Here is a 25,321-nt window from a genome sequence, read left to right on the forward strand (position 1 = left end):
CGTAATCAGGCCATGTGCAATTCCGTCACCTACCGTATCGTAAGTTACGGTCCCGTAGGTTAGTGGCGGAAATCTGTGTGACGATTCACAACGGAACGCGGTCACCCGAGCGACGCAGGCCCTTGGCCTGACGCTTGGCTTCCTTCTTGGCGTTGCGCAAGCTCACGCGTGCCTCTTGCATTGCCGAACGCAGACCTCGACGCTGCCCGGTGAGCGGATCGATTCTGAGCGCGTGGACGGTAGGCGAATCGCCCTCCCGCCATCGTCGCTCGGACGACGTCTCGGGAGCGTTGTCGGACGTGGCGCGCAGCCACGAGTCGGGCAGCGACAGCTTGTGGATGGTCCGCAGCGCCAGCAAGTACTGCTTGCCGAGCGATCCTGTGGTGTACGGCAGATCGTACTTCTCACACAGAGCGTGCACCTTCTCGGCGATCTCCGAGTACCTGTTGCTCGGCAGATCCGGGAACATGTGGTGCTCGATCTGGTAGCAGAGGTTGCCGCTCATGAAGGCCATGACCGGACCGGCCTCGAAGTTGGCACTACCCAGCATCTGACGCAGGTACCACTCGGGGCGTGTCTCGGTCTCGAACTGCCCGATCGTGAACTTCTCGGCGCCATCGGGGAAGTGACCGCAGAAGATCACCGCGTAGGCCCACAGATTGCGGACCAGGTTGGCCGTGGCGTTGGCGGTCAACGTGGATTTCCACGCCGGGCCGGACAGTGCCGGGAACAGGACGAAATCCTTGCCGACCTGCTTGGCGATCTTGCGCGCGAAAGCGCGGCTCGCCGGAGACTTCAGCAGACCCTTCTGATCCTCGCCGTCCAACTGCTTCTGCGCGTCGTAATCGTGCAGCGCGATGCCCCACTCGAAGGTGGTGGCCAGCACGATGTTGGCAAGCGGCTGAACGAGATTGATCGGCTTCCACGGCTCGTCACGAGTCATGCGCAGAATTCCGAAGCCGATGTCGTCGTCCATGCCGACGATGTTGGTGTAGGTGTGGTGCGAGTAGTTGTGGGCTCGCTTCCACTGCTCGGACGGCCCGGTCTGGTCCCACTCCCACGAGGTGGAATGGATCTCCGGATCGTTCATCCAGTCCCATTGCCCGTGCATCACATTGTGACCGAGCTCCATGTTCTCGATGATCTTGGCGACACTGAGCATCGCTGTGCCGGCGATCCAAGCAGGCCGATACTTGCTGCCGAGCAGCACCGCGCGGCCGCCGAGCTCCAGCAACCTCTGCAGTCTGATGGTCCGACGGATGTATGCGGCATCGCGCTCGCCACGGCTGTCTTCGACGTCTCGACGAATCGAATCCAGTTCGCGACCGAACGCTTCCATGTCCGCTTCGCTGAGATGAGCGAACTCTTTGATGTCGGTGATGGCCACCGGGTCCTCCAACAGTTGAGTGCAGTGCCCGAAATATCGGGTTTCGACGTGGGCAACCTACGTAAGCGTAACCGAACAGTCTGAGAAGGCAGTGTGCGAGAAACAGACCTACAGTTCCAATGTGCAGTCGCCCGCAGCTGCGGAAATGCACGTCTGGACGCGGTCGCCCTCGCTGTGTTCCTTACCGGAACGCAGGTCTATGACATGCCCCGAAGTCAACGGCACCACACATGTCTGGCAGATACCCATCCGGCAGCCGAACGGCATCTGAACTCCGACGTTCTCGCCTGCTTCGAGCAGACTGGTCGCGCCGTCGACAGTGGTCTTCTTGTCCGACTTGGAGAACGTGACGGTGCCGCCGGCACCGGAGGTATCGGCGCGCGAGATCTCGAACCGCTCCAGATGAAGCCGGTCCTCGATTCCTTCTCGCTTCCAGGTCTTCTCGATCTCCTCGAGCAGTGCTGCCGGTCCACACGCCCAGGTGTCGCGCGTGCGCCAGTCGGGATAGAGCTCGTCGAGCGAGGCGAGTGCGAACTTGCCGTCCGATCGTGTCAGCTGCACATGCGAGGTGAAGTTCGGATGCGATTTCTCGAGCGCAGCGATCTCGGCCGCGAACATGACTTCGTCCTCGGTCGGTGCCGAGTGGATGTGCACGGTGTCGGGCATGTCGCCGTGGCGATCCAAGGCCCGCAGCATCGAGATGATCGGGGTGATGCCGCTACCGGCCGTGACGAACAGGATCTTGTTCGGCGGCGGCACGGGCAGCGCGAAATTGCCCTTCGGGGCGGCCAGCCGAACGATGGTCCCCTGCGGCACACCGCCGACCAGATGCGAGGAGAGGAAGCCTTCCGGCATCGCCTTGACGGTGATGGAGATCAGCTTGTCCTCCCAGTTCGGCGGGGAGGTCAACGAGTACGAACGCCAGTGCCATCGCCCGCCGAGGTGCAACCCGATCCCGATGTACTGGCCGGGCCGGTAGTCGAAATTGAAGCCCCAACCCGGCTGGATCACCAGGGTCACCGCCGTGGCGGTCTCCTTCTCCACTCGCACGATGCGGCCGCGGAGTTCGCGTGCCGACCACAGAGGATTCGCGAGATGAAGGTAGTCGTCGGGCAACAAGGGGGTGGTGATGCGGGTGAAGGCACCACGCACCATGTTCAGTCTCGGACGCTTGGGGGCCGATACTCCGGCCGCCGGAGCCTCCAGCCACTTCTTCAGATCCATCGGGTGTTCCATCCCCTCGATCGAGATACTGAACCGCTTGCGGTCATCGAGGTTACGCTACCGTAGGTTCGGGTTCGGGAACACCTGTGTCGGTGTGAATCGTGTGCGAACGAACACGACGGAATCACAGCAGTTCGAGCAGAAACGACAACTCTTGCGGGGCGTACCACGCGAGCGTGTGATCCTCGGCATCTCCCAGCACGAACTCCGCATCCTCGTCTCCCATGTCCGCGGCATCGACCGCGGCTACGGCCTTGGCGACCGCCGATTCGGCCCCCTCGAGATCGACGTGGACCGACGCGACCTGATCCATCCGCAACGGCTCCTTAAGGCGGACGACGGCGTCGTCCAAATCGGGACGCAGAGTGGGATCGTCGACATCGGCCGCGATCACCGCCCTCCGGTACACCACCCCTTCGGCGACTGTCCCGGTGTCGGTCTCGTCGTCGACCGCTGCGGCGATCAGCCGCAGAGAGGCCCGAGCGGCCTCCCCCATCGCCACCTCGGAGAGCTCCTCGTCGTCGCCGGACGAATAGGCCTCACGCAGTGTCGGTGTCACCGCGAAGGCCGTGCGCGAGACCGGGCTGAACTCGCCCTCCGCCGACAGCACTTTCAAGAACTCCAGCGTCGCCGGAACGTAGACACGCATGACAGAAGACCTCACACTCTCGATTCGTTACTCGCGTCGACCAACTCTTCCAGAGCCTCGTGCAGAAGCGCCGTGACGACGTCCACATCGGGCATGGCACCTCGATCTGCATTGAGCCCGAAGAACACGTAGCCGTCGTAGGACGTCAGCCCGATGCTCATCGCCTGGTTCTCGAACAGCGGCGACACCGGATACATCTCGAGCATGCGCGCACCGCCCACATACAGCGGGAACTGTGGTCCGGGGGCATTGGTGACGATCAGATTGAACACCCGCTGGGACAGCCGACTACCCGCTCGCGCGCCCATCGCGTGCAGGCTCGCAGGCGCGAATCCGGAGATGCGCATCAATGTCTGAGCGGTGACGCCGCGGCTCTGCTTGGAGTGGGCCTCGGTGGCGTGCGCAATGTGCGAGAGCCGCACCACGGCATTGGATTCACCGACGGGCAGGTCGACGAGAAACGACGAGACCTCGCTGCGATCTTCCTCGGCCGCCTCGACCGGCCGATCGGCCGCGTCTCCGAAACCGACCCGATCGGCCGAGACGTACACCGACATGGGCACCATGGCCCGCACCGTGGAGGACGCCGTGACGGGCTCGCCTCGAGAGAGCAACCAATTGCGCAGTGCCCCGGTGACGACAGCGAGCACCACGTCGTTGATCGAGCAGCCGAACCTGTTGTGAATTCTGCGGTAGTCGGCGAGCTCGGTCTTGGCCACCGCGAATCTGCGGTTTCGCGAGATCGGGGCGTTCAGCGGACTCGACGGCGCGCTCTGGGTCGCGGTGCGCAGCACGGCCGCGACCTTCGCTGCGGCCCGCAAGGCTCCACCCGCGACACCGGCAGCGCCGTGGACCGCGCCGCGCAGTGCCTCGACGCTCTCCCCCGGACGTACCACCAAGTCGGTGAGAGCATCGAAGACCAGCGCCGAATCCTTCGGCTCGCGCGCGGGCATCCAGAGTTCCTCGGCCATCGGCGGCGGATTCTTGCTGGCATCGAGAATGACCTGACCGATGTCGAGCGCGTGTTCACCGTCGACCAGCGCCGAGTGAGACTTGGTGAAGACGGCGAAACGATTCTTCGACAACCCCTCGACCAGGTACATCTCCCACAGCGGACGGGTGCGATCGAGTGGGCGCGAGGTCAGCCGCGCGATCAGATCGTGCAGCTGATCGTCCGAACCCGGCTTGGGTAGTGCCGAACGGCGGATGTGGTAGGTGATGTCGAAATCCGCGTCGTCGACCCACACCGGCCTGGCCAGCCCGAAGGCGACCTCACGCACCTTCTGCCGGTACCGGGGAACCAATGCCAGGCGTTGCTCGACCAACGACAGCAGACGGTCGTAGCTGAATCCACTGCGCGGAGTCCGGAAGATGGCGAGCGACCCGAGGTGCATCGGGCTGCTACTGGCCTCGAGAAAATAGAACGACGCATCCTGCGCTGTCAGCCTGGTCGCCATCGCGTGTTCCAGTCCCCGTCCTCGCGTGAAGTACGCGCCGATTCCTGTGGCCGAGCGCGCAGTGTGCTCGAACCTAGAGTACGTGGCGGACGAATGTCGGTCTCGGGGTCGTTCGAGGACCGTGTCGTGTGTTGTTCCCGGGTTTCGACGGGAACCGAACGCGCGCTCGGACCGTCAATGTCGGTGTGAGCGTCATCGAATCGAACGACCCGCCGCACATCGCGGACACCTCGGCCCCGGGCTCGCAACTCCGCGCCGAACATCATTGCTTCCTCTCGCGTGCCGCTCCGTTCGAGCCGCCGCTCAGCTCCGGTGCCGTGCACACGTGGGATCCAGCGGCGATCACCGATTCGCTGCCCGCCCGGCACCGACCCTCCGTGCGCAGCAACCGTTCTCGACGGCGCATCGAGCCTCCCGGCCGGCCGACGGTGCCCGCCGATGCGCGCTCGAGTGCCGACCGGGCGATGCGCATGATGATCGAGGTGATCGATCGACGACGCAGCGCAGACCAGCTGTCGCCTTTGTTCACCGCCTCGATGATCGACCTGGTGCGGACCATAGTGCGAAACCCACCGCCAGGAAGGCGACTCGGATTCGCCGCAGTGCGTCGAGTGCATGTGGCGTATCAGTCGGATGTCTCGGCGGAGATCTTCGGCTCGTACACTCGCGGCCCACGTATGTTCGCCTTCGCAGGCCGAATCGAGCTCGCCATCGACCCGCGCCGGCCCGGGTGGACGGTCACGTCGTTGCGAGTGGGGTGAGTTTCGAGTCGCCCCGCGGCGACGCGACCGTCGTGTACTACCGCTTGCGCTTGGAGCGAGCTGCCTTCTTGGGGGCCTTGCTCTGAGTTCTCGCCGCCTCGCGACGCTCGCGGCGGGTGCCCTCGGCCGCGGACTCGCTGCCGGTCGGGGTCGGCCCGGACCGACGAACGGCAGTGCCGCCGCCCTCGGCCGGACCGGAGAAGGTCAGTCGCTGGTCTTCCTGCTCGTCGAGACCCTTCGCCCGCAGCGCCGAGGGCACCGCAGGAGCAGCGGGTGCAGGAGCGGTGGGTGCGGGAGCCGTCGGTGCGGGAGCCGTCGGTGCAGGTGCCGTCGGTGCAGGTGCTGCGGCGGGTGTCGCTGCCGGGCGGCCGGAGCCCACCGGAGAGGACAGTCCGGGAGCCACTGCGAGACCTGCCGAGGCTGCCGGACCTGCCGGAGCCGGTGTGGCTTCGACCTGCAGGTTGAACAGGAAGCCGACCGACTCCTCCTTCAGGCCGTCGAGCATGCCCTGGAACATGTCGTAGCCCTCACGCTGGTATTCGACCAGCGGGTCGCGCTGCGCCATCGCGCGCAGGCCGATGCCTTCCTTGAGGTAGTCCATCTCGTAGAGATGCTCGCGCCACTTGCGGTCGAGAACCGACAGCAGAACTCGACGCTCGAGTTCGCGCATTCCGTTCTCGCCGGCGATACCGTCGATCTCGGCCTCGCGCTTGGCGTACGCCGATCGCGCGTCCTCGAGCAGCGCCTCACGCAATTCGTCGCGGGTCAGGTCGCCCTTCTCGCCGTCCTCGTTCTCGCCGGAGAGGACCTTGTGGTCGATTCCCACCGGGTAGAGAGTCTTCAGCGCGGTCCAGAGCTGTTCCAGATCCCAGTCCTCCACATAGCCCTCGACGGTGGCGCCGTCGACGTAGGCGGTGATCACGTCGGTGATCATGCCCTCGACCTGGCCCTCCATGTCCGCACCTTCGAGGATGCGGCGGCGCTCCTCGTAAATGACGGTGCGCTGCTGGTTCATCACCTCGTCGTACTTGAGAACGTTCTTGCGGATCTCGAAGTTCTGCTGCTCCACCTGCGTCTGAGCACTCTTGATGGCCTTGGACACCATCTTGGCTTCGATCGGGACGTCGTCGGGCAGGTTGAGCCGAGTCATGATCGATTCGAGTGCGCCGCCGTTGAATCGACGCATCAACTCGTCGCCGAGAGAGAGGTAGAAACGCGATTCGCCGGGGTCACCCTGACGACCGGAGCGGCCTCGCAACTGGTTGTCGATGCGGCGCGAATCGTGCCGTTCGGTACCGAGGACATACAGGCCACCGGCCTCGCGCACGGTATCGGCATCGGCCTTGACCTGCGCCTTGACCTCTTCCAGCGCTGGCTCCCAGGCAGCCTCGTATTCCTCGGGGGTCTCGACCGGGTCCAAGCCCCGCTTCCGGAGCTGCAGGTCGGCGAGGATGTCCGGGTTGCCGCCGAGCACGACGTCGGTACCACGACCGGCCATGTTGGTCGCCACGGTCACCGCGCCCTGCCGGCCCGCCTCGGCGATGATCGTCGCTTCCTGCTCGTGGAACTTCGCGTTCAACACGTTGTGTGCGACGCCGCGCTTGGTGAACTGCTTCGACAGGTACTCCGAGCGCTCGACGCTCGTCGTGCCGATGAGGACCGGCTGGCCCTTGCCGTGCCGCTCGACTACGTCGTCGACGACCGCGTCGAACTTGGCCTCTTCGGTCTTGTAGATCAGGTCGCCGTTGTCCACTCGGACCATCGGACGGTTCGTCGGAATCGGAATGACGCCGAGTCCGTAGATCTGATGGAGCTCGGCGGCCTCCGTCTCGGCGGTACCGGTCATGCCGGAGAGCTTGTCGTAGAGGCGGAAGTAGTTCTGCAGTGTGATCGTGGCCAGAGTCTGGTTCTCGGCCTTGATCTCCACCTTCTCCTTGGCCTCGATCGCCTGGTGCATGCCCTCGTTGTAGCGGCGTCCCACCAGGATGCGGCCGGTGAACTCGTCGACGATGATGACCTCGCCGTCGCGGACGATGTAGTCCTTGTCCTTGGTGTAGAGCTCTTTGGCCTTGATCGCGTTGTTGAGGTAGTTCACCAGTGGTGAGTTGGCGGCCTCGTACAGATTGTCGATGCCGAGCTGATCCTCGACCAGTTCGACGCCTGCCTCGTGTACACCGATGGTCCGCTTGCGGATGTCGACCTCGTAGTGGGTGTCGACCTTGAGCATCGGCGCGATGCGGGCGAACTCGCCGTACCACTTGCTCGACGCATCGGCCGGTCCCGAGATGATCAGCGGTGTACGGGCCTCGTCGATGAGGATGGAGTCGACCTCGTCGACGACCGCGAAGTTGTGTCCGCGCTGCACGAGGTCTTCGAGCGAGTGCGTCATGTTGTCGCGCAGGTAGTCGAAACCGAACTCGTTGTTGGTGCCGTAGGTGATGTCCGCGGCGTACGCGGCGCGGCGTTCCACCGGGGTCATGCCGGAGAGGATCACGTCGACCGAGAGACCGAGGAAGCGGTGCACGCGGCCCATCCACTCCGAGTCGCGCTTGGCGAGGTAGTCGTTGACCGTCACCACGTGCACACCCTCGCCGGAGATGGCATTGAGGTAAGCCGGGAGAACACACGTCAGTGTCTTGCCCTCACCGGTCTTCATCTCGGCGATGTTGCCGAAGTGCAGAGCGGCACCGCCCATGACCTGTACGTCGAAGTGCCGCTGCGACAGCACTCTCCAGGACGCCTCACGGGCCACGGCGAAGGCCTCGGGCAGGAGCTGATCCAGGGTCTCGCCGGCGGAGTACCGCTCCTTGAACTCCGCGGTCTTGCCGCGCAGTTCGTCGTCGGAGAGGCTCTCGACGTCCGGAGACAGGGTCGAGACGTGGTCGGCGATGCTCTTGAGCCGCTTGACCATGCGACCTTCACCGACACGGAGCAGCTTGGAAAACGACAGCGACGGCACGGGCTTTCTCGTCCTCGATCCTCGGTTCACGGGTACTGGTACGAACAACACTGCATACTGCACGAGCTCACGGGTTCGTCACCACGACATCTGCGCGGCGGGTAACCCGAACGCGTCCATGGTAGGCGGTGTCGCTGTGAACCCGGCAGCCCGACTATCGGTCGTCGGAGATCGCCGGTCGGCCATTCGGACAACACCGACACAGCACTGCAGGCTCGACGTGGGGATCGAGTCTCCGGCGTCGAGCCTGCAGCGGTGAAAATATTTCACGGACGGCGAACGTGTCGAACCGTCCCGATCGGTCCGGTCAGGTGAGTCTGATCAAGCCGTAATCGAAGGCGTGCCGTCGGTACACGACCGAGGGGCGATCGGTTGCGCTGTCGTGGAACAGGAAGAAATCGTGGCCCACGAGTTCCATTTCGTACAGTGCGTCGTCGACGCTCATCGGTGCGGCCGAGTGGGTCTTCGTCCGCACGATGTGCCCCGGGCCGCTCTGGTCGTCCTCGAAGGAGTCGAGTTTCGTCTCGGGGTCGAGTGCCAGCGTGTCGTCCTCGGCGAGTTCGGCAGTGGCCTCGGCGACGGATACGGGCCGCTTCTCGCCGTAGTGAACCTTGCGACGGTCCTTGGTGCGCCGGAGTCTGCTCTCGAGTTTCGACGTCACCGCTTCGAGTGCGGCATAGAAACTGTCGGCGCACGCTTCGGCTCGAACGACCGGGCCCTTGCCCTTCGCGGTGATCTCCACGCGTTGACATGCCTTGGCCTGGCGGCGATTTCGTTCGTGCTGCAGTTCGACGTCGAACAGGTAGATGGAGGGATCGAAGCGCTCGAGGCGAGCCAGTTTCTCGGAGACGTATATCCGGAAATGATCCGGTATCTCGACGTTGCGGCCCTTGACCACGACGTCCGCATTGCTCTTGGCGGGTTCTTCAGAGGGCTTCTCGTCGAAGAAAACCGAGGCTTGTGAAGGGGTCGTCACGCGTACCTCCCGATATCGGCCACGCCCACTGTTGGACGTGGCAAGTGTGCATGCCGAATGGGGAACCTTCCGGCATCAAAGTCCGGGGCATCACCTCACATCTGGTCCAGTCGGTGCGTGTCCGCGACGTTAGTCGGTCATCGACTCGTGTGCCACCGTTCACCCCGAATTGGTTGTCGGCGTGTCCTTCCACTCCGCAGTCACGCACTCGCCACCACCAGCGCTCCGGCCACCGGCACTCCGAAATCGGTTAGCACTCTTGCCGATTCGGCCAACGTGGCCCCGGTGGTGACGACGTCGTCGATCAGCAGAACGGTGAAGTCCGCCGAAGGCGTCGCACGTGCGTCGGCGCGCGAACGAGCCACCCCGACGGCCTCGATCCGCCCTGCCACGTTGTGCTGCCGCTGGCCCGCCGACAGTCCCACCGAATCACGTACTCCACCGGTCATGCGGAGCAACTCGGGAACGAGCACACGCTCCGGTGCCAACTGTTCGGCAGCGACTCGAGCGCATCGCAGAACGGGATCGCCCCCACGAGCCCGCGCCGCACGAGCCCGAGAGGGTGCGCAGATCAGAATCAGCGAACTCAGCTCCGGTGGATCGATCTCACCCGCGTCGCGTAGATGTCCGACGGCCTCGGCGAGCGCTCGCCCGAAAGGCCGGGCCACCGACCGCCGACCTCGCTCTTTCAGTGCGATCACACCACTGCGGCGCGGCCCGCTGTACGTACCCAAGGACCAGCAGGGCACACCGGGATCGACTCGTGGCCGAACGGCGACGGGCGGAACGAACAGGGCCAGAGAACACCCTCCGCACCAGTGCTCCCCCGGCACACTGCACCCGGCGCACTCGAGGGGCAGAACCAGATCGAGGAGCGTCCGCATGGATGCGGAGTCTGCCCCGGCCCACCGACAGACATCTGCGACCGACGTCAGCCGGGCAGAATGGGCACAGCTTTCACTCCGGCCAGACCGGTGACCTCACGCCAGTACCGGTCGCCGACCGGATCGGAGTTGTTGAGGGCGAACACGGCCCGTGCATCGGCCACGTACTCCGTTTCCGGCGAGGCATCGACCGCCAACACCGGAGTGGTCAGGTTGCGTGACGGCAACGGATCCATCCGGGATCCGTCGACGCTCACCTGGACCACCGGTGTGTCGGTGGCGACCCGCGCGATCACGATGGTGTCGCCGGTACTCCAGTCCAAACTCGTGGCGTCGCTACCGAGTCCGATGGCCACGGCCCTCGGCTCGGTGAGGGAGTACACGCCCGAGGGCTCGCGCACCACCGTTGCCACGTACACGACGCCGTCGACGATGAGCGCCGCTCGCACTCCGTCTCGAGCCAGTCGCAGTTCGGTGACCCGGTTGCCGAGTGTCGTGACGGCGGTGGCCTCGACGGGTATCACCGACACCTGGCCGGTGGAAGGATCGCGGGCGGCCCGGATGACGTTGGTGCCGTCGATCACCGCCCAGGCCGCGTTGTCGTCGGCTCCCCAGGTGGGCCGGGTGATCGATTGCCCCTCGGCCACGGGAAACGCGCCGCCGTCGTAGCTGCCGACCATGAGCGTGCTCGACGGCGCAGGGGCGGGCCGTCCGGTGTCCGCGACTCCTGCCACGAGCGTGCCGTCGTTGGACAGGGCCACCGAGCGCAGATTGCGGGCCTGCCCGAAGTACCCGGGAGCGGGAGTGGTCTCCGCCTCGTCGACGCGAAGCAATTGGCCGGACGCGAGTGCGTGCAGTCCGACACCGTCGCCGGTACTACCCAGCGGATCGAAGGAGTCGACGCCTGCGGTCGTCCACCCGTCGGGCTTGGTCGTGTCGATCGGTTGACCGTCGGCGAGCAGCACGTAGGGCCCGGCGACCTCGGCCGAGGCGAGGGTCCAGATCACCTGCGCAGCAAGCAGTTCGCGGTCGCGATCACCCTTGTTCTGCAGGCCGCCGAAGTCGATCCTGATACCACCGAGTCCTACCCCAACCTGTGAGGTCTGGCCATCGGCCTTGGTGATGGGCCCGCGGATACTCACGTCGTCGGACAGTTCGTTGCTCACCGCGGCCGACAGCGCGGACTTGGGGCCGTCGATGAGCAGTTGCACGAGTTGGTTGGCGAGCTGGTCCTGCGATCCGCTGGTCCACCGCACATCGGGCACGAGTACGCCACCGAGCGGGTCGACGAAGTAGAGCGATCGCTGCTGGTAGGTGTTCAGAAAAGCGGACCGATCGATGACGACACCGGGCGGCAGTTTCGAGATCCGCCACTGACCGTCCACCCGTGCCATCTCGATCGCGGCGTCGAAGGTGTCCGATCCTGCCTGGTACTCGCCGCCCGAGGCCAGCATCCCGGCCGTCGCCGAGCGGATCGTGAACTGCGCGGTGTCTGCGGTTCTTGGACCGGACAGGGTGTCGATCCGATCCGCCACGACCGTCCGTGCGCCGTCGTCCCAGGTTCCCGACGCCTCCTCGGTGAGAAACTGCCGGGCGGCCTGGTGTCTGTTGGCAGAGACGGCGCTGGCCTCGAAGAAGTCGTCCAGCAGGCGGTCGGGCTCGCGTCCCGGCTCCGGGGCCGGGGCGCTGGTGGGCACGGCACCTGCGGTCAGGGTGCCGATGGCCTGGGGGCTGGACGACTCGGGAAGGCTGGCGCATCCGCTCACTAGGGCGACGACGAGCGCGCACATCGCCAGCACTCGGGTGCGACGGCACGAGAAGATCACGTCGCGGGCTCCGACGTGGCTGTCTTGGCTGCGGTGATCGCGGGAATCGGTTGTCCTTGTGCGAACTTCTTGGTGCTGGGTTTGAGGGGCAGTGGGGATCCGATCACCTTGTGCCCGCGCACGAGCGGCAGAGTGAGTCGGAAGCATGCGCCTTCGCCCAGTGCTCCCCACGCCTCGAGCTTACCGTCGTGCAAGCGGGCGTCCTCGACGCTGATCGCCAGCCCCAGGCCGGTGCCTCCGGATCGTCGAACGCGGGAGGGATCCGAGCGCCAGAACCGGTTGAACACCAGCTTCTCTTCGCCTGGTCGCAGACCGACTCCCTGATCACGCACGACGAATGCGGCCGCGTCGGCGTCCGAGCGGAGCCGCAGCAGGACCGGCTTGCCTTCGCCGTGGTCGAGTGCGTTGGCCAGCAGATTGCGCAGAATCCGTTCCACCCGTCGGGGGTCGACCTCGGCGATGACTGCGGTCTCGGGCATGTCGACGATCACTTCGGTGCCGGTCTCGCGCGCCAGGTGCCGCACGGTCGACACTGCCGCCCGGGCGCACATTCGCAGGTCGAGCTGTTCGGCGGCCAGCTCGGCCACGCCCGCGTCGTGCCGGCTGATCTCGAGCAGGTCACCGAGCAGGGTTTCGAACCGGTCGAGCTCGTTGACCAGCAGCTCCGAGGATCGCTTGAGTGCAGGCTCCAGGTCGTCGCTGGCGTCGTGGATGAGGTCTGCGGCCATCCGAACAGTGGTCAGCGGGGTGCGCAGTTCGTGGCTGACGTCGGAGGTGAATCGGCGCTGGAGGTTGCCGAATTCCTCGAGCTGGGTGATCTGTTTGGAGAGACTCTCGGCCATCTCGTTGAACGACATCGCGAGTCTGGCCATGTCGTCCTCGCCGCGGACCGGCATGCGCTCCTTGAGCCTGCCGTCGGCGAACCGCACCGCGATCCTCGACGCCGAACGAATGGGCAGAACCACCTGACGTGCGACGAGCATCGCAATCGCCGCGAGCAGCACCAGCAGCACCACTGCGCCGATGAACAACGTGCCGCGTACGAGCGAGAGCGTGCGATCCTCGCTGGCCAACGGAAAGATGAGATAGAGCTGCAGGGCCGAGATGTCGGATCCGGTGGGCGATCCCATGATCAGCGCCGAGCCGGAGTACCCGCCGTCACTGTCGGTCACCGTCGCGTACTGCGAACTGATCAGGCCCTTCTTGACGAAGTCGCGCAGGCTGTTCGGGATCTGATCGACCGGGCCCACCGAGGCCTCCGCGCGGGTGGCGTCGCCTTCCACGATCAGGACCGGATCGAACGATCCCGCCGACCCGGTGGTCGACGCGGCGTCCAGGTCCTGATTGGTCAGCGCCGCCCTGGCTCGTTCGAGGCGCGTTGCGAGCCCGCTCGAATCGTCGGCCCCGGCGAGGTTGCCCTCGACGGTGGTCCGCGAACGGTCGAGTTCCTCGGTGGCGGCGGATAGCTTCGCTTCGAGTAGTCGGTCGGTGATCTGAGAGGTCAACACCACCCCGAGGATGAGGATGACCACCAGGGACAGCGTCAGCGTCGACACGACGACGCGCAGCTGCAGTGATCGACGCCAGGCATGGCCTAGCGACGTACTCAGCGAACGAAACCAACGCAGTACGGGAGAGAACTTGCCGTTGATTCGCCGCCGAGAATGGGAAAGACGGATCACGGCGGTCCGGCCTTGTAGCCGACCCCCCTCACGGTCAACACCACCTCGGGGTTCTCCGGATCCTTCTCGACCTTGGCGCGCAGACGCTGCACGTGCACGTTGACCAGCCGGGTGTCGGCCGCGTGGCGGTAGCCCCAGACCTGTTCGAGCAACACCTCTCGGGTGAACACCTGACGTGGCTTGCGCGCCAGTGCCACCAGCAGATCGAATTCGAGCGGGGTGAGGGAGACGAGTTCGTCACCGCGACTGACCTTGTGGGCGGGCACGTCGATGACGATGTCCGCGATGGACAGCAGTTCGGCGGGTTCGTCCTCGGTCCTGCGCAAGCGCGCACGAACACGAGCGACCAGTTCCTTCGGCTTGAAGGGCTTCATGATGTAGTCGTCCGCACCGGACTCGAGACCCAGTACGACATCGACGGTGTCGGTCTTGGCCGTCAGCATGACGATCGGCACGCCCGAGTCGGCACGCAGGACGCGGCAGACGTCGATGCCGTTCATGCCGGGAAGCATCAGATCCAGCAGCACCAGATCCGGCCGGTTCTCGCGCACGGCCGCCAGTGCTTGGGTACCGTCGCCGACCACGAAAGGCTCGAATCCCTCACCGCGCAACACGATGGTGAGCATCTCCGCCAGAGCCGAATCGTCGTCCACAACCAGAATCCGAGGCTTCATGGTCCTATGGTGTCACTTTCCGAACGCCTGATGGCTGATTGAACATGTCGGCGGCGAGTCGATCGGGATCGACGTCGGCGGTGACGACTCGCCACGGTGACACCCAGTGCGAGGCCGCGAGCCTGCCGTACGCAGCCGAGGTTCGGCTCTGCAGTGAGCCGTCCCTCTCGTAGGCGTCCCGGGTTCGAGCGACGTCCGCACTCTCACGGGCCGCCGCACGCTCGGCGGCGAGCGCCACCGGGACGTCGAGGAGAATCTGGACATCGGGAACGGGCACTGCGAATCGATCGAATTCGAGCGACCTGATCCATTCGACGGCCTCGCCGTCCACGGACTGCTCCAGCCGAGCCGCGGTGTAGGCGGCATTGGATGCCACGTACCGATCGAGGAGAACGATGTCGTTGTCCGAGAGCAACTTTCGGATCTCGTCGCCCGCGTCCCGGCGATCGAGCGCGAACATCAGAGCCATCGCGTGCACGCTGCCCGCGGTGTCACCGTGCTCGCCGTGCAACGCCTCGGCCGCCAGATCGGCGTGCACCGACCGGCCGTACCGGGGAAACCCGATGCGCTCGACCGACAGGCCCTCACGTTGCCACGCCGAAACGAGCCGACGGGCGAGCGTGTTCTTGCCCGCTCCGTCGACTCCTTCGATGACGAACAGTTTTCCCACTGACGGTGCGGTCAGTAGCGGTAGTGCTCGGGCTTGTACGGGCCCTCGACGTCGACGCCGATGTACTCGGCCTGCTCCTTGGTGAGCTTGGTGATCGAGCCACCGAGCGCTTCGACGTGGATGCGCGCGACCTTCTCGTCCAAGTGCTTGGGCAGGCGGTAGACCTCGTTGTCGTACTCGTCCGGCTTGGTCCACAGTTCGATCTGAGCGATGACCTGGTTGGAGAAGCTGTTGCTCATGACGAACGACGGGTGGCCCGTGGCGTTGCCGAGATTGAGCAGACGGCCCTCGGACAGCACGATGATCGAGTGCCCGTCCTTGAACTGGTACTCGTCGACCTGCGGCTTGATGTTGATCCGCGTGACATCGGGGGCCTTCTCCAGACCGGCCATGTCGATCTCGTTGTCGAAGTGGCCGATGTTGCCCAGAATGGCCTGGTGCTTCATCTTGCGCATGTGCTCGAACGTGATGATCGACAGGTTGCCCGTCGAGGTGATCACGATGTCGGCCTGCTCGATGAACTCCTCGACCGTGCGCACGTCGAAGCCGTCCATGAGCGCCTGCAGGGCGTTGATCGGGTCGGCCTCGGTGACGGTCACACGTGCACCCTGGCCCTTGAGCGCCTCGGCGCAGCCCTTGCCCACGTCGCCGTAGCCACAGACCAGAACGGCCTTGCCACCGATGAGGACGTCGGTGCCGCGGTTGATGCCGTCGATCAGCGAGTGGCGGGTGCCGTACTTGTTGTCGAACTTGCTCTTGGTGACGGAGTCGTTGACGTTGATGGCGGGGAACGTGAGCTCACCCGCAGCTGCGAACTGGTACAGCCGCAGCACGCCGGTGGTGGTCTCCTCGGTGACGCCCTGCACGGACGCGGCAACCTCGGTCCACTTGGACTTCGATGCCTCGAGCGAACGACGCAGCAGGCCGAGGAACACCTTGTACTCGTCCGAATCGTGATCGTCGTCGGTCGGCGGAACCACGCCTGCCTTCTCGAACTGCGCGCCGCGCAGTACCAGCATCGTTGCGTCGCCGCCGTCGTCGAGAATCATGTTGGCGGGCTGATCGGGCCAGGTGAGCATCTGCTCCGCCGCCCACCAGTACTCTTCGAGGCTCTCGCCCTTCCACGCGAACACCGGGACGCCCTTGGGCTCCTCGACGGTGCCGTACGGGCCGACGACGACGGCCGCTGCTGCGTGATCCTGGGTGGAGAAGATGTTGCACGACGCCCACCGCACCTCGGCTCCGAGCGCAACCAACGTCTCGATCAGCACCGCGGTCTGCACGGTCATGTGCAGCGATCCCGAAACTCGCGCTCCCTTGAGCGGCTGTACGTCGGCGTATTCGCGACGCAGCGCGATCAGACCGGGCATCTCGTGCTCGGCGAGCCGAATTTCCTTGCGGCCGAATTCCGCGAGGGACAGGTCCGCGACCTTGAAGTCGATTCCACCGCGGTGTTCCACGGTGAGTGCCGATCCTGACGTAACTGAGGTCGTCATCTTGCCTCTCCTGTTGACTGAGTGTCTGCCGTCCAGGCTATCGGGTCCGCACGCTTCGGGCTCCGACTGCCCGGAAGTGCAGAGGTGGAGCCTGTCGCCTGCGACCGATTGTCGAGACCCGCGCTATCCGTTTCGTCCGGCTCGCGCCAGGATTCGAGCCCGTTTGCGGGGCAGGATGTTCGCTCGGGTGATATCTCCCTGGTAGTGCGCCAGTACCCGCGGATCCATGACCCGACGCCACAGCGGCGGAATTGCGGCGAGCATCACCATCGAGGCGTAGCCGGCAGGGAGCTGCGGCGCCTCGTCGCAGGAGAGCAGGGTCTGGTAGCGCTTGCCCGGATTGGCGTGGTGGTCACTGTGTCGCTGCAAGTGGTACAGAAATATGTTGGTGCAGATCCTGTCGCTGTTCCAGCTGTGGCGGGGCGAGCACCGAACGTATCTGCCGCGATCGTTGGTTTCCCGGAGCAGGGCGTAGTGCTCCACGTAGTTCACCATCTCGAGCAGCACGAATCCGACGACGGCCTGCAACAGCAGGTACGGCGCGATGGACCAGCCGAACACGATCAACAGCGCGCCGAACAGCACCAGGCTGAGCAGCCACGTGTGCAGCAGGGCATTGGTCGGGCTTGCGACCGAGCGGCCTTTGCGCCGAAGTCGCTGCGACTCGAGCTTCCATGCGGAGCCGAGGCCCAGAATCGTGCTGCGCGGCACGAAGCTCCACACGCTCTCGCCCAGTCGTGCGCTCGCGGGGTCGTCGGGCGTCGCCACTCGAACGTGGTGTCCGCGATTGTGTTCGACGAAGAAGTGCCCGTACAGCGTCTGAGACAGGGCGATCTTGGCCAGCCACCGCTCGTGCTGCTCGATGCGGTGGCCCAGTTCGTGGGCCGCGTTGATGCCGGTACCTGCCACCAGACCGACTGTGACTGCGAGGCCGATCTTGTCCACCACGCTCAGATCGCCGTACGCCCACATCCAGCAGGCGACGAAGAGCCCGACGAACTGAACGGGCAGGAAGAGGTACGTACACCACCGGTAGTACCGGTCGTTCTGCAGCTTTTCACTGGCCGAAGCGTCCGGATTGTGCCCGTCCTCGCCTGCGATCACGTCGATCACCGGAATGATCACGAAGAACACCAGCACGCCGCTCCACCAGAACAGCGGCATGCCCGTCCAGTAGACCAACTGCGACGGCAGCAATGCCGACGCCGGGGCCAGCAGCCCCAGCATCCATAGATATCGTTTGTTGTCCTGCCAGCGAACCGACCGCTCACTGGCCTTCGAATCCCGCCCCCCGAAAGCGACACCCGAACCCTCCAACGAAGGAATTCGGCCGTCCACACTCACTGTTGCAACACCCTCTCATCGAACTTTTTGAGTCCTCCAAGTCTGTTTTCGAGGGTATAACATTCCAGCGGTTTGATGTGACGCTATCTAAATTGAGCGGAAAGTTCCTGGTCGGAACGTGAGTCGGTGCATCCGCGTCGCCGATGCCGGGGTCAGTTCCCCGACCTGTCGGTACGAGCCTTCTCGGCTTCCCGCAGTCCCATCACCGAGTGCCGCCTGCTGTACACGACGTAGATGACGACACCGGCAGCCATCCAGACCAGGAAGCGCAGCCATGTTTCGACCGACAGGTTCAGCATCAACCACAGGCACGCGAGGACCGCGAGGATCGGCACCAGGGGAACCCAGGGAACGCGGAAACCACGCTCGAGGTCGGGTCGAGTTCGGCGTAGTACCAGAACCCCGGCAGAGACCAGCACGAACGCGAACAGCGTGCCGATGTTCACCATCTCCTCCAGCGTGCCGAGCGGAACGAAAGCGGCGAGCAGGCCGACGATGACACCGACCAGAATCGTCGTTCGGACCGGCGTGCCCTTCTTTCCGGTGTGTGCCAATGCACGCGGCACCAGTCCGTCTCGCGACATCGCGAACAGCACCCGGGTCTGCCCGAGCATCAACACCATCACCACGGTCGTCAGACCGGCGAGTGCGCCGAACGAGATGATGTTCTTGGCCCAGGTCAGTCCGTTGAGCTCGAATGCGGTCGCCAGCGTGGAACTGTCACCGGCCAGATCCGTGTACTTGACCATCCCGGTCAGAACCAGAGTGACGGCCACGTACAGCACGGTGACGATCGCGAGCGACCCGAGGATTCCGCGGGGAAGTGCCTTCTGCGGTTCCTTGGTCTCTTCGGCGGTCGTCGCCACCACGTCGAATCCGATGAATGCGAAGAACACCAGGGACGCCGCGGCCAGCAGTCCGTACCAACCAAATGTGCTGCCTCCCGCGCCGGTGACGTACGAGAGCAGAGATTGATGCAGTCCCTCGCCCGTGGATCCCGGTTCCGACGGCGGAATGTAGGGGTCGTAGTTGGCGACCTTGATGTAGAAGGCTCCGAGTACGACGACGAACAGCACGACGATCACCTTGATCGCGGTGATGACCAGCGACACCCGCGAGGACAACTTGGTGCCCGATGCGATGAGCACCGTCAGGACCACCACGATCAGCAGTGCACCCCAATCGAAGTTCAGTGAACCGATCTCGAGCACCGGAGCGGCCGTACCGAGCAGATCGCCCAGATAGAGCGACCACGCCTTCGCCACCACCGCGGCTGCGAGGCCGAACTCGAGGATGAGATCCCATCCGATGATCCAGGCGATGAACTCACCGAACGCCGCGTACGAGAACGTGTACGCGCTTCCGGCCACGGGCACCGTCGACGCGAACTCCGCGTAACACAGCGCCGCGAGTCCGCAGGCGATGGCCGCGAGCACGAAGGCCAACGACACTGCCGGTCCCGCAACGTTTCCGGCGGTCCGCGCGGTCAGGGTGAAGATGCCGGCACCGACGGCGACGGCGACACCGAACACGGTCAGATCCCAGGATCCGAGTTCTTTCCGGAGCTTGGTGTCCGGTTCGTCGGTGTCCTGGATCGACTGCTCGATCGATTTGGTCCGGAACCAACCCGTCGTGCGTGGGTTCTTCGCGGGCCGGTCTGCTCTGGTCATCGGGTCTCCGTATCGCCACTTCACATCTGTCGACGGATCACCGAACTCATCCGTCACTTCGATTCACTGTGGCATCAGACTATTGCCTCCGGGCGGACCGTTCGCACAATTACGCAGTCCGAAACCGCAAGCGGCGCAACGATGACCGAATTGCCCGATCTACACGCGTCCGACGGAGGCCACGAAGACCTCGGCCTCGCCCGACTCGGCGGTCACGGTGACGGATTCGTCTGCAGCGGGTATCCAGGCAGAGCTGCCCTGCGGCACCGTCAGCCCGAACTGGGTGCCCTTCGTGGCGGCCACGACGGTGCCACTCGTGCACAGCAGGATTCTCGGGCCGGAGCCGGGCACGGCGACCGTCTCCCCCGCCGCCACCGCAGTCCGGCTCAGCGCGAATTCGGGTGCAGGCGTGGAATACAGGTAGGTCGGTCGATCGTCGGCACCCGGGGTGATGGGCGAAAGATCGGCCGGCTCGAAATCCAACACGCGCAGCAGTTCCGGGACATCGACGTGCTTGGGTGTCAGTCCTCCGCGCAACACGTTGTCGGAGTTCGCCATGATCTCCACGCCCGTCCCGCGCAGGTACGCATGCAGGTTTCCGGCGTCGAGGTACAGGCCCTGACCGGGAGTCAATGTGACCCGATTGAGCAGCAGCGCCGCGAGCACTCCGGCGTCACCAGGATACGACTCCCCCAGCTCGAGCAGAGTTCTGGCCTCGGCGGCGAATCGTCCACCGTCCGAGCGTGCGGGACCGGAAAGATAGTCGATGCACCCCTGGGCGACCGCAGGCAGGATGTCGTCCAATGCCTGCCCCGGCAACGTGATCCACGAGGTGAACACCGTGCGCAGACCGGAAGCATCGGGCTGAGCGGCCAGCAGGGTTCGATACCCGCCCAAGGCGGGGACGGCCAACGCGTCGAGCAGTTCGACGGTGTCGGTGGGCCGCCGGAAACCCGCCAACGCCTCGAACTCCGTGAGGGCGACGATCAGTTCGGGCTTGTGGTTCGGATCCCGGTAGTTCCGTACCGGTGAATCGATGGGGACACCCGCGGCGTTCTCGCGAGCGAAGCCTTCACGGGCCTGAGCGCTGCTGGGATGCGCCTGCAGAGACAACGGCTCTTCTGCGGCAAGCAGTTTCAGCAGATACGGCAGGCGTGACTCGAAATGTTGCGCGGAGCCGCCCAGGTGAGTGCCCGGATCTCCGTCGATCAGCGTGAGCAGTGGCGTACTGCCGCCCTCGTGCACCACGTGCGCGGAGTCGGCCGGGTGAGCTCCGAGCCAGATCTCGGCCTCGGGATGATCGGACGGCACCGGCCGGCCTTGAATTCGAGCCAGTGCTGTTCGCGAACCCCATGCGTAGGACCGAACCGCGCCTCGCAAGAGCTGCACTAGCTACCGCCCATCAACAGCAGATACGCGGCAGTGGTGTCCAACCGCGTCGCCAACACGGACATCGTGTCGAGCACCGAGAGTCTATCCGGATCCGGTGCCGGTGCGGGGTTGTCGAATTCGGATCTCGCGCGGTCGCCGCCGAACAGCGCTTCACTCGAATCGGCGAGCAACAACTCCGATTCCGGAACACCGGCAATTCGTCGTTCGGTCATCGCCCGATCGGCGTCCGAGGCCACCACGACGACGCGCATCGGCAGCGCCGGTGGCGGCCCGTCGAGCTGCTCGTCGTGAAAGAACGAGTCGAATGTCTGTGGTGTGCGCGACGATTCGACAACCGACGCCCGGATGGACGCGGCAATGACGTCGCCCAACTCCCCCGCACCGACGACGACACCCGCCACCCGCAGCAGCACCTCGCTGCCGTGCCGAGCCACCTCGACTGCGGCAGGACTGGCCCCGGTCAGCACCACACGCCGACCGTTCAACCCACTTGCGAGGGCCTTGGCCGGATTGTGGAACATCTCGTTGGACGGGCTGTTTCGTACCGCTTCCGCGTCGAGCAGGTCCGCAAGTCGAGACAAATTGGGCAGCAACGTCTTCCACGATCCGCCGGCAACCGCCCCGAGTACGGCCACGAAGGCCGCGAGGTAGCGCATCAGAGCATTGTGGTCACGAACTGCGATTCGCGGCGGAAGCCACATGACTCTTGCTCCCCGGACGGCGCGCAAGGGCCCCTCCTCCGGGGCGACCACGACGACTTCGGCCCCACGCCGGGCTGCCGCGTCCACCGACTCGGCCAGTCGCGGATCCCCGGCGTCGTCGCCCGCCACCACCACCACGTCGAGCGGGCCGATCCACGGCGGGGTTCCGGTGCTTCGGACCAGGGGCACCCCCAGGCGATCACCGAGCGCGGCGACGAGCAGGGACGCCGCCCGGCTGCTCCGCCCGTCGCCGGTCACGATCACCACACTTCGGGGACGCAGATCGGCCAACCGCTCCAGGACCGACTCGTCGACCGCGGTCGCGACGGCGCGCACCTGCGCGCCCGCCAGCGCTGCGCTACGCAAGGAGCCCTCACGATCGGCTGCGATGAGAGCATCCGAATCGTCGAGATCGACCAGAGACGACACTGCCGTCATGGCTGCGACACCTCCCCTTACGTCACCCTGCGCGAAACCGCTGTATACCCACTGATGAACCCTCGGTAACCACTATTCCAGTCCGGCGCGAACGATGCTCAATATCTCTGTCGAAAGCGCATCGACGTCCGCTTCGGTGCGTGCTTCGACGTTCAGCCGAAGCAGCGGTTCGGTGTTCGAGGCTCGGAGGTTGAACCAGGCACCGTCGGCAAGATCGACCGTCACCCCATCGAGTCGGTCGATGCCGGCAGTCCGATCGGCGAATGCCGCCAGGACCGCCTCGGTGCGTTCGGCGGCGTCGTCGACGGTCGAGTTGATCTCGCCCGATGCACTGTAGGTCTCGTAGCTGGCCATCATTTCCGACAGCGGACGGTCCTGTGCCCCCAGTGCGGCGAGAACGTGCAGCGCGGCGAGCATGCCCGAGTCTGCACCCCAGAAGTCACGGAAGTAGTAGTGCGCGGAGTGCTCGCCGCCGAAGATCGCCCCGGTGTCGGCCATCTGTTGCTTGATGAAGGAGTGCCCCACTCGGGTACGAACCGGTGTGCCACCGAGCTCGGTGACCAATTCCGGAACCGCGCGTGAGGTGATCAGATTGTGGATGACCACCGCGCCCGGTTCCTTGGCCAGTTCCCGCTCGGCCACCAGGCAGGTGACTGCGGACGGCGAGACCGGGTCGCCCTTCTCGTCGACGACGAAGCACCGATCCGCGTCGCCGTCGAAGGCGAGTCCGATATCGGCACCGGTCTCGACGACGAAACGTTGGAGATCCACCAGGTTCGCCGGATCGAGCGGATTGGCCTCGTGATTGGGAAAGCTGCCGTCGAGCTCGAAGAACAGCGGCTCGATCGTCACCGGCAACGGCCCGAACACCGCGGGCACCGTGTGACCGCCCATTCCGTTTCCGGCGTCGACGGCGATCTTCATGGATCCGATTCCCGACAGATCGACCAGGTCTCGGACGAACTGCGCGTATTCGTCGAGCACATCTCGCGATGTCGCTGTTCCGGACGGCCCGTCGAACTCCGGTACCCCGTCCACCAATTCGGCTTTGACCGTGGCCAGGCCGGTGTCCTGACCCACCGGCTTGGCACCGGCGCGGCAGAGCTTGATCCCGTTGTACTTCGCCGGATTGTGACTGGCGGTGAACATCGCTCCCGGGCAATCGAGCATGCCGGAGGCGAAGTAGAGCTGGTCCGTCGACGCCAGCCCGATGTGCACCACGTCGAGGCCCTGAGCGGTGACGCCGTCGGCGAACGCCCGTGACAGTGCGGGCGAGGAATCACGCATGTCGTGGCCGATGACGACCGAGCGCGCGGCCCCTACCTCGTCGCGAACCAGTCGCGCGAACGATGCACCGACGTCACGCACGAACGCCTCGTCGATCTGTTCACCTACGACGCCACGGACGTCGTATGCCTTGATGACGGCGTTGACGGACTCTGCGGTTCGGGCCACGAAGATTCTCCTGGTGATCGTTCTTGACGACGCCGCACATCGGCGTCGGAAATCGAGCGTCGGTAGCGGTGCGATCCACACCGAGTATCGGCATACCGCAGCTGTCCGTTTCGGTCCTGCTCGTCGAACCTTGCCAGACGGCAGACGGACCGGCCAGTCGGACCGGCGCACACCACACTCGGTGTGCTCGGGCTGCTCAGGACGTGGGGTCGGGAAGAACTCGAAGGTGCCCGCGCCTGCCCGTTCGGACGGCCGGAGCGGATCGGCGTTCGGTGTCGGACGGCCGTGAGCTCGAGCGGTCGGAGCTCTCGCGGTCCTCGGACCGGACGCGATCGCCGCGGCCGGCCTCGCGGACGGCCTCGGCCAGAGCCGTCAGGTCGTCCTCGTCGGGGCTCGACGTCGAGTAGCCGCCTTCGTAACGCACCAGTTCCCAGCCCTTGGGAGCGGTGGTGGTCGACGCATGTACCTCGCACAGATCCCAGGAATGCGGTTCGTCGACTGTGGCCAGCGGCCCGACGACCGCGGTGGAATCGGAGTAGACGTATGTGAGCGTCGCAACGGCAGAACGGTTGCAACCAGGCCTGCAGCAGCCACGCAGTGATCTCACGAGTGCAGAGTATCCGGTGGGTGCAACCGACCGAACGACCGACACACCGGACGAGCGCGATAACCTCCCCCTATGCCTCGATTCTCATCCGCGCGCAGGATCACCTCTCGGTCCGTGGCCCGGCACGGACGCGGCGTCCGCGGACCGGTTCTGCCCGAGGACATCCCGGCCAGGCGCTCACGAGCGGAGAAGTTCGACCGGCTGGTGCTCGAAGCGTTCGCGCGGATCGATCATCGATGGCACGAGAAGCTCTCGAAGCTCGACATCGCCGTGGACGAGGTACCCAAGATCAGGGCGTTGGACCCGGAATCGGTGACGTGGCCACCCGAGGTGGTGGCAGAGGGTCCGGTCCCGCTCTCGCGACTGGTACCAGCAGGCATCGACAAGCGCGGAGAGACGACACGCGCCAGGGTGGTGCTGTTCCGGCGGCCGCTCGAGCGGCGGGCGAAGCACCCGGAGGACTTGGAAGACCTGTTGTTCGAGGTTCTCGTGGAGCAAGTGGCCACGTACCTCGGCATCGACCCCGACGAGGTCGACCCGGCCGGGGTATGAACGATCCGTGCGGTTCCGATCACCGAGACCGAACGAAACCGCTCAGCCGATTCCGCGCTTGAGCCTGCGACGCTCGCGCTCGGACAACCCGCCCCAGATACCGAACCGCTCGTCGTTGGCGAGCGCGTACTCGAGGCACTCGTCCTTGACCTCACAGCCGAGGCAGATGCGCTTCGCCTCGCGGGTGGAGCCACCCTTCTCCGGGAAGAAGGCCTCGGGATCGGTCTGCGCACACAGAGCGCGCTCCTGCCACTGATCCTCGATCTCCTCGAACATCTCGTCGAAACCCGCGACGAGACTGAGGAACGGCTTGGCCGGGGGAACCGACTCGGCGACGAACGGCATCGAGTCGACGTCGGAACCGAGTTCTGTGTCGGAGTCCGAGTCCAGTTCGGCGTCGACGACATCGACGTCGTTGTCGGACTCGTCCGTTCGGCCGACGTACGCAGAACCCGCGTCGATCGAGACGCTCGAATCTGCGCCTATGCCGGACTCGGTTTGCGGCGCGTCGTCGACA

The 25,321-nt window shown here is 65.1% G+C and carries 21 protein-coding genes; 2 read left to right on the forward strand and 19 right to left on the reverse strand.

Annotated elements, in window-relative coordinates; genetic code table 11:
• Nucleotides 1-85 precede the first annotated feature (85 nt).
• The 4 genes from AB0362_RS26055 to AB0362_RS26070 form a co-directional block, all read right to left on the reverse strand.
• Nucleotides 86-1,387, reverse strand: coding sequence for a fatty acid desaturase (locus AB0362_RS26055; protein WP_317808792.1), 1,302 nt, complete (start codon nt 1,385-1,387; stop codon nt 86-88).
• 108 nt (nt 1,388-1,495) lie between these two features.
• Nucleotides 1,496-2,611 carry a ferredoxin reductase gene (locus AB0362_RS26060; RefSeq protein WP_094642485.1) on the reverse strand — a complete coding sequence of 372 codons (1,116 nt, stop codon included), beginning with the start codon at nt 2,609-2,611 and terminating at the stop codon, nt 1,496-1,498.
• A 124-nt stretch (nt 2,612-2,735) separates the two neighbouring features.
• Complete coding sequence (locus tag AB0362_RS26065; RefSeq protein ID WP_068045663.1) at nt 2,736-3,260, reverse strand: hypothetical protein; 525 nt, start codon at nt 3,258-3,260, stop codon at nt 2,736-2,738.
• An 11-nt stretch (nt 3,261-3,271) separates the two neighbouring features.
• Nucleotides 3,272-4,717 carry a wax ester/triacylglycerol synthase family O-acyltransferase gene (locus AB0362_RS26070; RefSeq protein ID WP_317808791.1) on the reverse strand — a complete coding sequence of 482 codons (1,446 nt, stop codon included), beginning with the start codon at nt 4,715-4,717 and terminating at the stop codon, nt 3,272-3,274.
• Between the two features lie 185 nt (nt 4,718-4,902).
• Here AB0362_RS26070 and AB0362_RS26075 point away from each other — a divergent pair, with 185 nt between their 5' ends.
• A complete protein-coding gene (locus AB0362_RS26075) occupies nt 4,903-5,478 on the forward strand; it encodes an Rv3235 family protein (protein WP_149405454.1) in 576 nt (191 codons plus the stop codon).
• Between the two features lie 37 nt (nt 5,479-5,515).
• Here AB0362_RS26075 and secA read toward each other — a convergent pair whose 3' ends face one another.
• The 14 genes from secA to AB0362_RS26145 all read right to left on the reverse strand — a co-directional run bounded on the left by secA (nt 5,516) and on the right by AB0362_RS26145 (nt 24,252).
• Nucleotides 5,516-8,437, reverse strand: a complete 2,922-nt coding sequence (gene secA / locus AB0362_RS26080) for a preprotein translocase subunit SecA (protein WP_317808790.1) — start codon at nt 8,435-8,437, stop codon at nt 5,516-5,518.
• A 307-nt stretch (nt 8,438-8,744) separates the two neighbouring features.
• Complete coding sequence (gene raiA, locus AB0362_RS26085; RefSeq protein WP_149405452.1) at nt 8,745-9,413, reverse strand: ribosome-associated translation inhibitor RaiA; 669 nt, start codon at nt 9,411-9,413, stop codon at nt 8,745-8,747.
• Nucleotides 9,414-9,613: 200 nt separating this feature from the next.
• Nucleotides 9,614-10,297: a ComF family protein gene (locus AB0362_RS26090; RefSeq protein WP_283347042.1), complete on the reverse strand. Its 684-nt coding sequence runs from the start codon at nt 10,295-10,297 to the stop codon at nt 9,614-9,616.
• A gap of 47 nt (nt 10,298-10,344) precedes the next feature.
• The gene (lpqB, locus tag AB0362_RS26095) at nt 10,345-12,120 is read right to left on the reverse strand and encodes an MtrAB system accessory lipoprotein LpqB (protein WP_283347168.1); all 1,776 of its coding nucleotides are present in this window, start codon (nt 12,118-12,120) and stop codon (nt 10,345-10,347) included.
• A complete protein-coding gene (mtrB, locus tag AB0362_RS26100) occupies nt 12,120-13,805 on the reverse strand; it encodes an MtrAB system histidine kinase MtrB (RefSeq protein WP_149405450.1) in 1,686 nt (561 codons plus the stop codon). The genes lpqB and mtrB overlap by 1 nt, the downstream gene beginning before the upstream one ends.
• The gene (mtrA, locus tag AB0362_RS26105; RefSeq protein ID WP_027496508.1) at nt 13,802-14,479 is read right to left on the reverse strand and encodes an MtrAB system response regulator MtrA; all 678 of its coding nucleotides are present in this window, start codon (nt 14,477-14,479) and stop codon (nt 13,802-13,804) included. Before mtrA ends, mtrB begins: the two co-directional genes overlap by 4 nt.
• A 4-nt stretch (nt 14,480-14,483) precedes the next feature.
• On the reverse strand, nt 14,484-15,149 hold the full coding sequence (locus AB0362_RS26110; RefSeq protein WP_149405449.1) for a dTMP kinase: 666 nt from the start codon (nt 15,147-15,149) through the stop codon (nt 14,484-14,486).
• A gap of 11 nt (nt 15,150-15,160) precedes the next feature.
• Nucleotides 15,161-16,645: an adenosylhomocysteinase gene (gene ahcY / locus AB0362_RS26115; protein ID WP_149405448.1), complete on the reverse strand. Its 1,485-nt coding sequence runs from the start codon at nt 16,643-16,645 to the stop codon at nt 15,161-15,163.
• 123 nt (nt 16,646-16,768) lie between these two features.
• On the reverse strand, nt 16,769-17,872 hold the full coding sequence (locus AB0362_RS26120) for an alkane 1-monooxygenase (RefSeq protein WP_149405447.1): 1,104 nt from the start codon (nt 17,870-17,872) through the stop codon (nt 16,769-16,771).
• Nucleotides 17,873-18,141: 269 nt separating this feature from the next.
• Nucleotides 18,142-19,659: an amino acid permease gene (locus AB0362_RS26125; protein ID WP_317808787.1), complete on the reverse strand. Its 1,518-nt coding sequence runs from the start codon at nt 19,657-19,659 to the stop codon at nt 18,142-18,144.
• Between the two features lie 159 nt (nt 19,660-19,818).
• Nucleotides 19,819-21,048 (reverse strand): mannose-6-phosphate isomerase, class I, encoded by a 1,230-nt coding sequence (gene manA, locus AB0362_RS26130; RefSeq protein ID WP_094642319.1) that lies wholly within the window; start codon nt 21,046-21,048, stop codon nt 19,819-19,821.
• Nucleotides 21,048-22,190 carry a tobH protein gene (locus AB0362_RS26135; RefSeq protein ID WP_068045700.1) on the reverse strand — a complete coding sequence of 381 codons (1,143 nt, stop codon included), beginning with the start codon at nt 22,188-22,190 and terminating at the stop codon, nt 21,048-21,050. Before AB0362_RS26135 ends, manA begins: the two co-directional genes overlap by 1 nt.
• A 72-nt stretch (nt 22,191-22,262) precedes the next feature.
• Entirely contained in the window at nt 22,263-23,645 is a 1,383-nt protein-coding gene (locus AB0362_RS26140; RefSeq protein WP_300520874.1) for a phosphomannomutase/phosphoglucomutase, read from the reverse strand.
• A 196-nt stretch (nt 23,646-23,841) separates the two neighbouring features.
• Nucleotides 23,842-24,252: a DUF3499 domain-containing protein gene (locus tag AB0362_RS26145; RefSeq protein WP_176460497.1), complete on the reverse strand. Its 411-nt coding sequence runs from the start codon at nt 24,250-24,252 to the stop codon at nt 23,842-23,844.
• Between the two features lie 72 nt (nt 24,253-24,324).
• On the opposite strand from AB0362_RS26145, the gene AB0362_RS26150 reads away from it, so the two are divergent.
• The gene (locus AB0362_RS26150) at nt 24,325-24,804 is read left to right on the forward strand and encodes a metallopeptidase family protein (RefSeq protein WP_094642321.1); all 480 of its coding nucleotides are present in this window, start codon (nt 24,325-24,327) and stop codon (nt 24,802-24,804) included.
• A 42-nt stretch (nt 24,805-24,846) separates the two neighbouring features.
• On the opposite strand, the gene AB0362_RS26155 is transcribed toward AB0362_RS26150, so the two are convergent.
• Nucleotides 24,847-25,080: a WhiB family transcriptional regulator gene (locus tag AB0362_RS26155; protein WP_027496498.1), complete on the reverse strand. Its 234-nt coding sequence runs from the start codon at nt 25,078-25,080 to the stop codon at nt 24,847-24,849.
• Nucleotides 25,081-25,321 lie beyond the last annotated feature (241 nt).

Source organism: Rhodococcus sp. NPDC079359, from assembly GCF_040702585.1.
Lineage (GTDB): Bacteria > Actinomycetota > Actinomycetes > Mycobacteriales > Mycobacteriaceae > Rhodococcoides.

What these genes read in the sequence shown, in the direction of transcription:
- AB0362_RS26060 (WP_094642485.1), bottom strand. Translation starts at nt 2,611, where the DNA reads ATGGATCTGAAGAAGTGGCTGGAGGCTCCGGCGGCCGGAGTATCGGCC.
- AB0362_RS26150 (WP_094642321.1), top strand. Translation starts at nt 24,325, where the DNA reads ATGCCTCGATTCTCATCCGCGCGCAGGATCACCTCTCGGTCCGTGGCC.
- ahcY (WP_149405448.1), bottom strand. Translation starts at nt 16,645, where the DNA reads ATGACGACCTCAGTTACGTCAGGATCGGCACTCACCGTGGAACACCGC.
- AB0362_RS26065 (WP_068045663.1), bottom strand. Translation starts at nt 3,260, where the DNA reads ATGCGTGTCTACGTTCCGGCGACGCTGGAGTTCTTGAAAGTGCTGTCG.
- AB0362_RS26155 (WP_027496498.1), bottom strand. Translation starts at nt 25,080, where the DNA reads ATGTTCGAGGAGATCGAGGATCAGTGGCAGGAGCGCGCTCTGTGTGCG.
- mtrA (WP_027496508.1), bottom strand. Translation starts at nt 14,479, where the DNA reads ATGAAGCCTCGGATTCTGGTTGTGGACGACGATTCGGCTCTGGCGGAG.
- AB0362_RS26120 (WP_149405447.1), bottom strand. Translation starts at nt 17,872, where the DNA reads ATGCTGGGGCTGCTGGCCCCGGCGTCGGCATTGCTGCCGTCGCAGTTG.
- AB0362_RS26125 (WP_317808787.1), bottom strand. Translation starts at nt 19,659, where the DNA reads ATGACCAGAGCAGACCGGCCCGCGAAGAACCCACGCACGACGGGTTGG.
- AB0362_RS26090 (WP_283347042.1), bottom strand. Translation starts at nt 10,297, where the DNA reads ATGCGGACGCTCCTCGATCTGGTTCTGCCCCTCGAGTGCGCCGGGTGC.
- AB0362_RS26070 (WP_317808791.1), bottom strand. Translation starts at nt 4,717, where the DNA reads ATGGCGACCAGGCTGACAGCGCAGGATGCGTCGTTCTATTTTCTCGAG.
- AB0362_RS26135 (WP_068045700.1), bottom strand. Translation starts at nt 22,190, where the DNA reads ATGACGGCAGTGTCGTCTCTGGTCGATCTCGACGATTCGGATGCTCTC.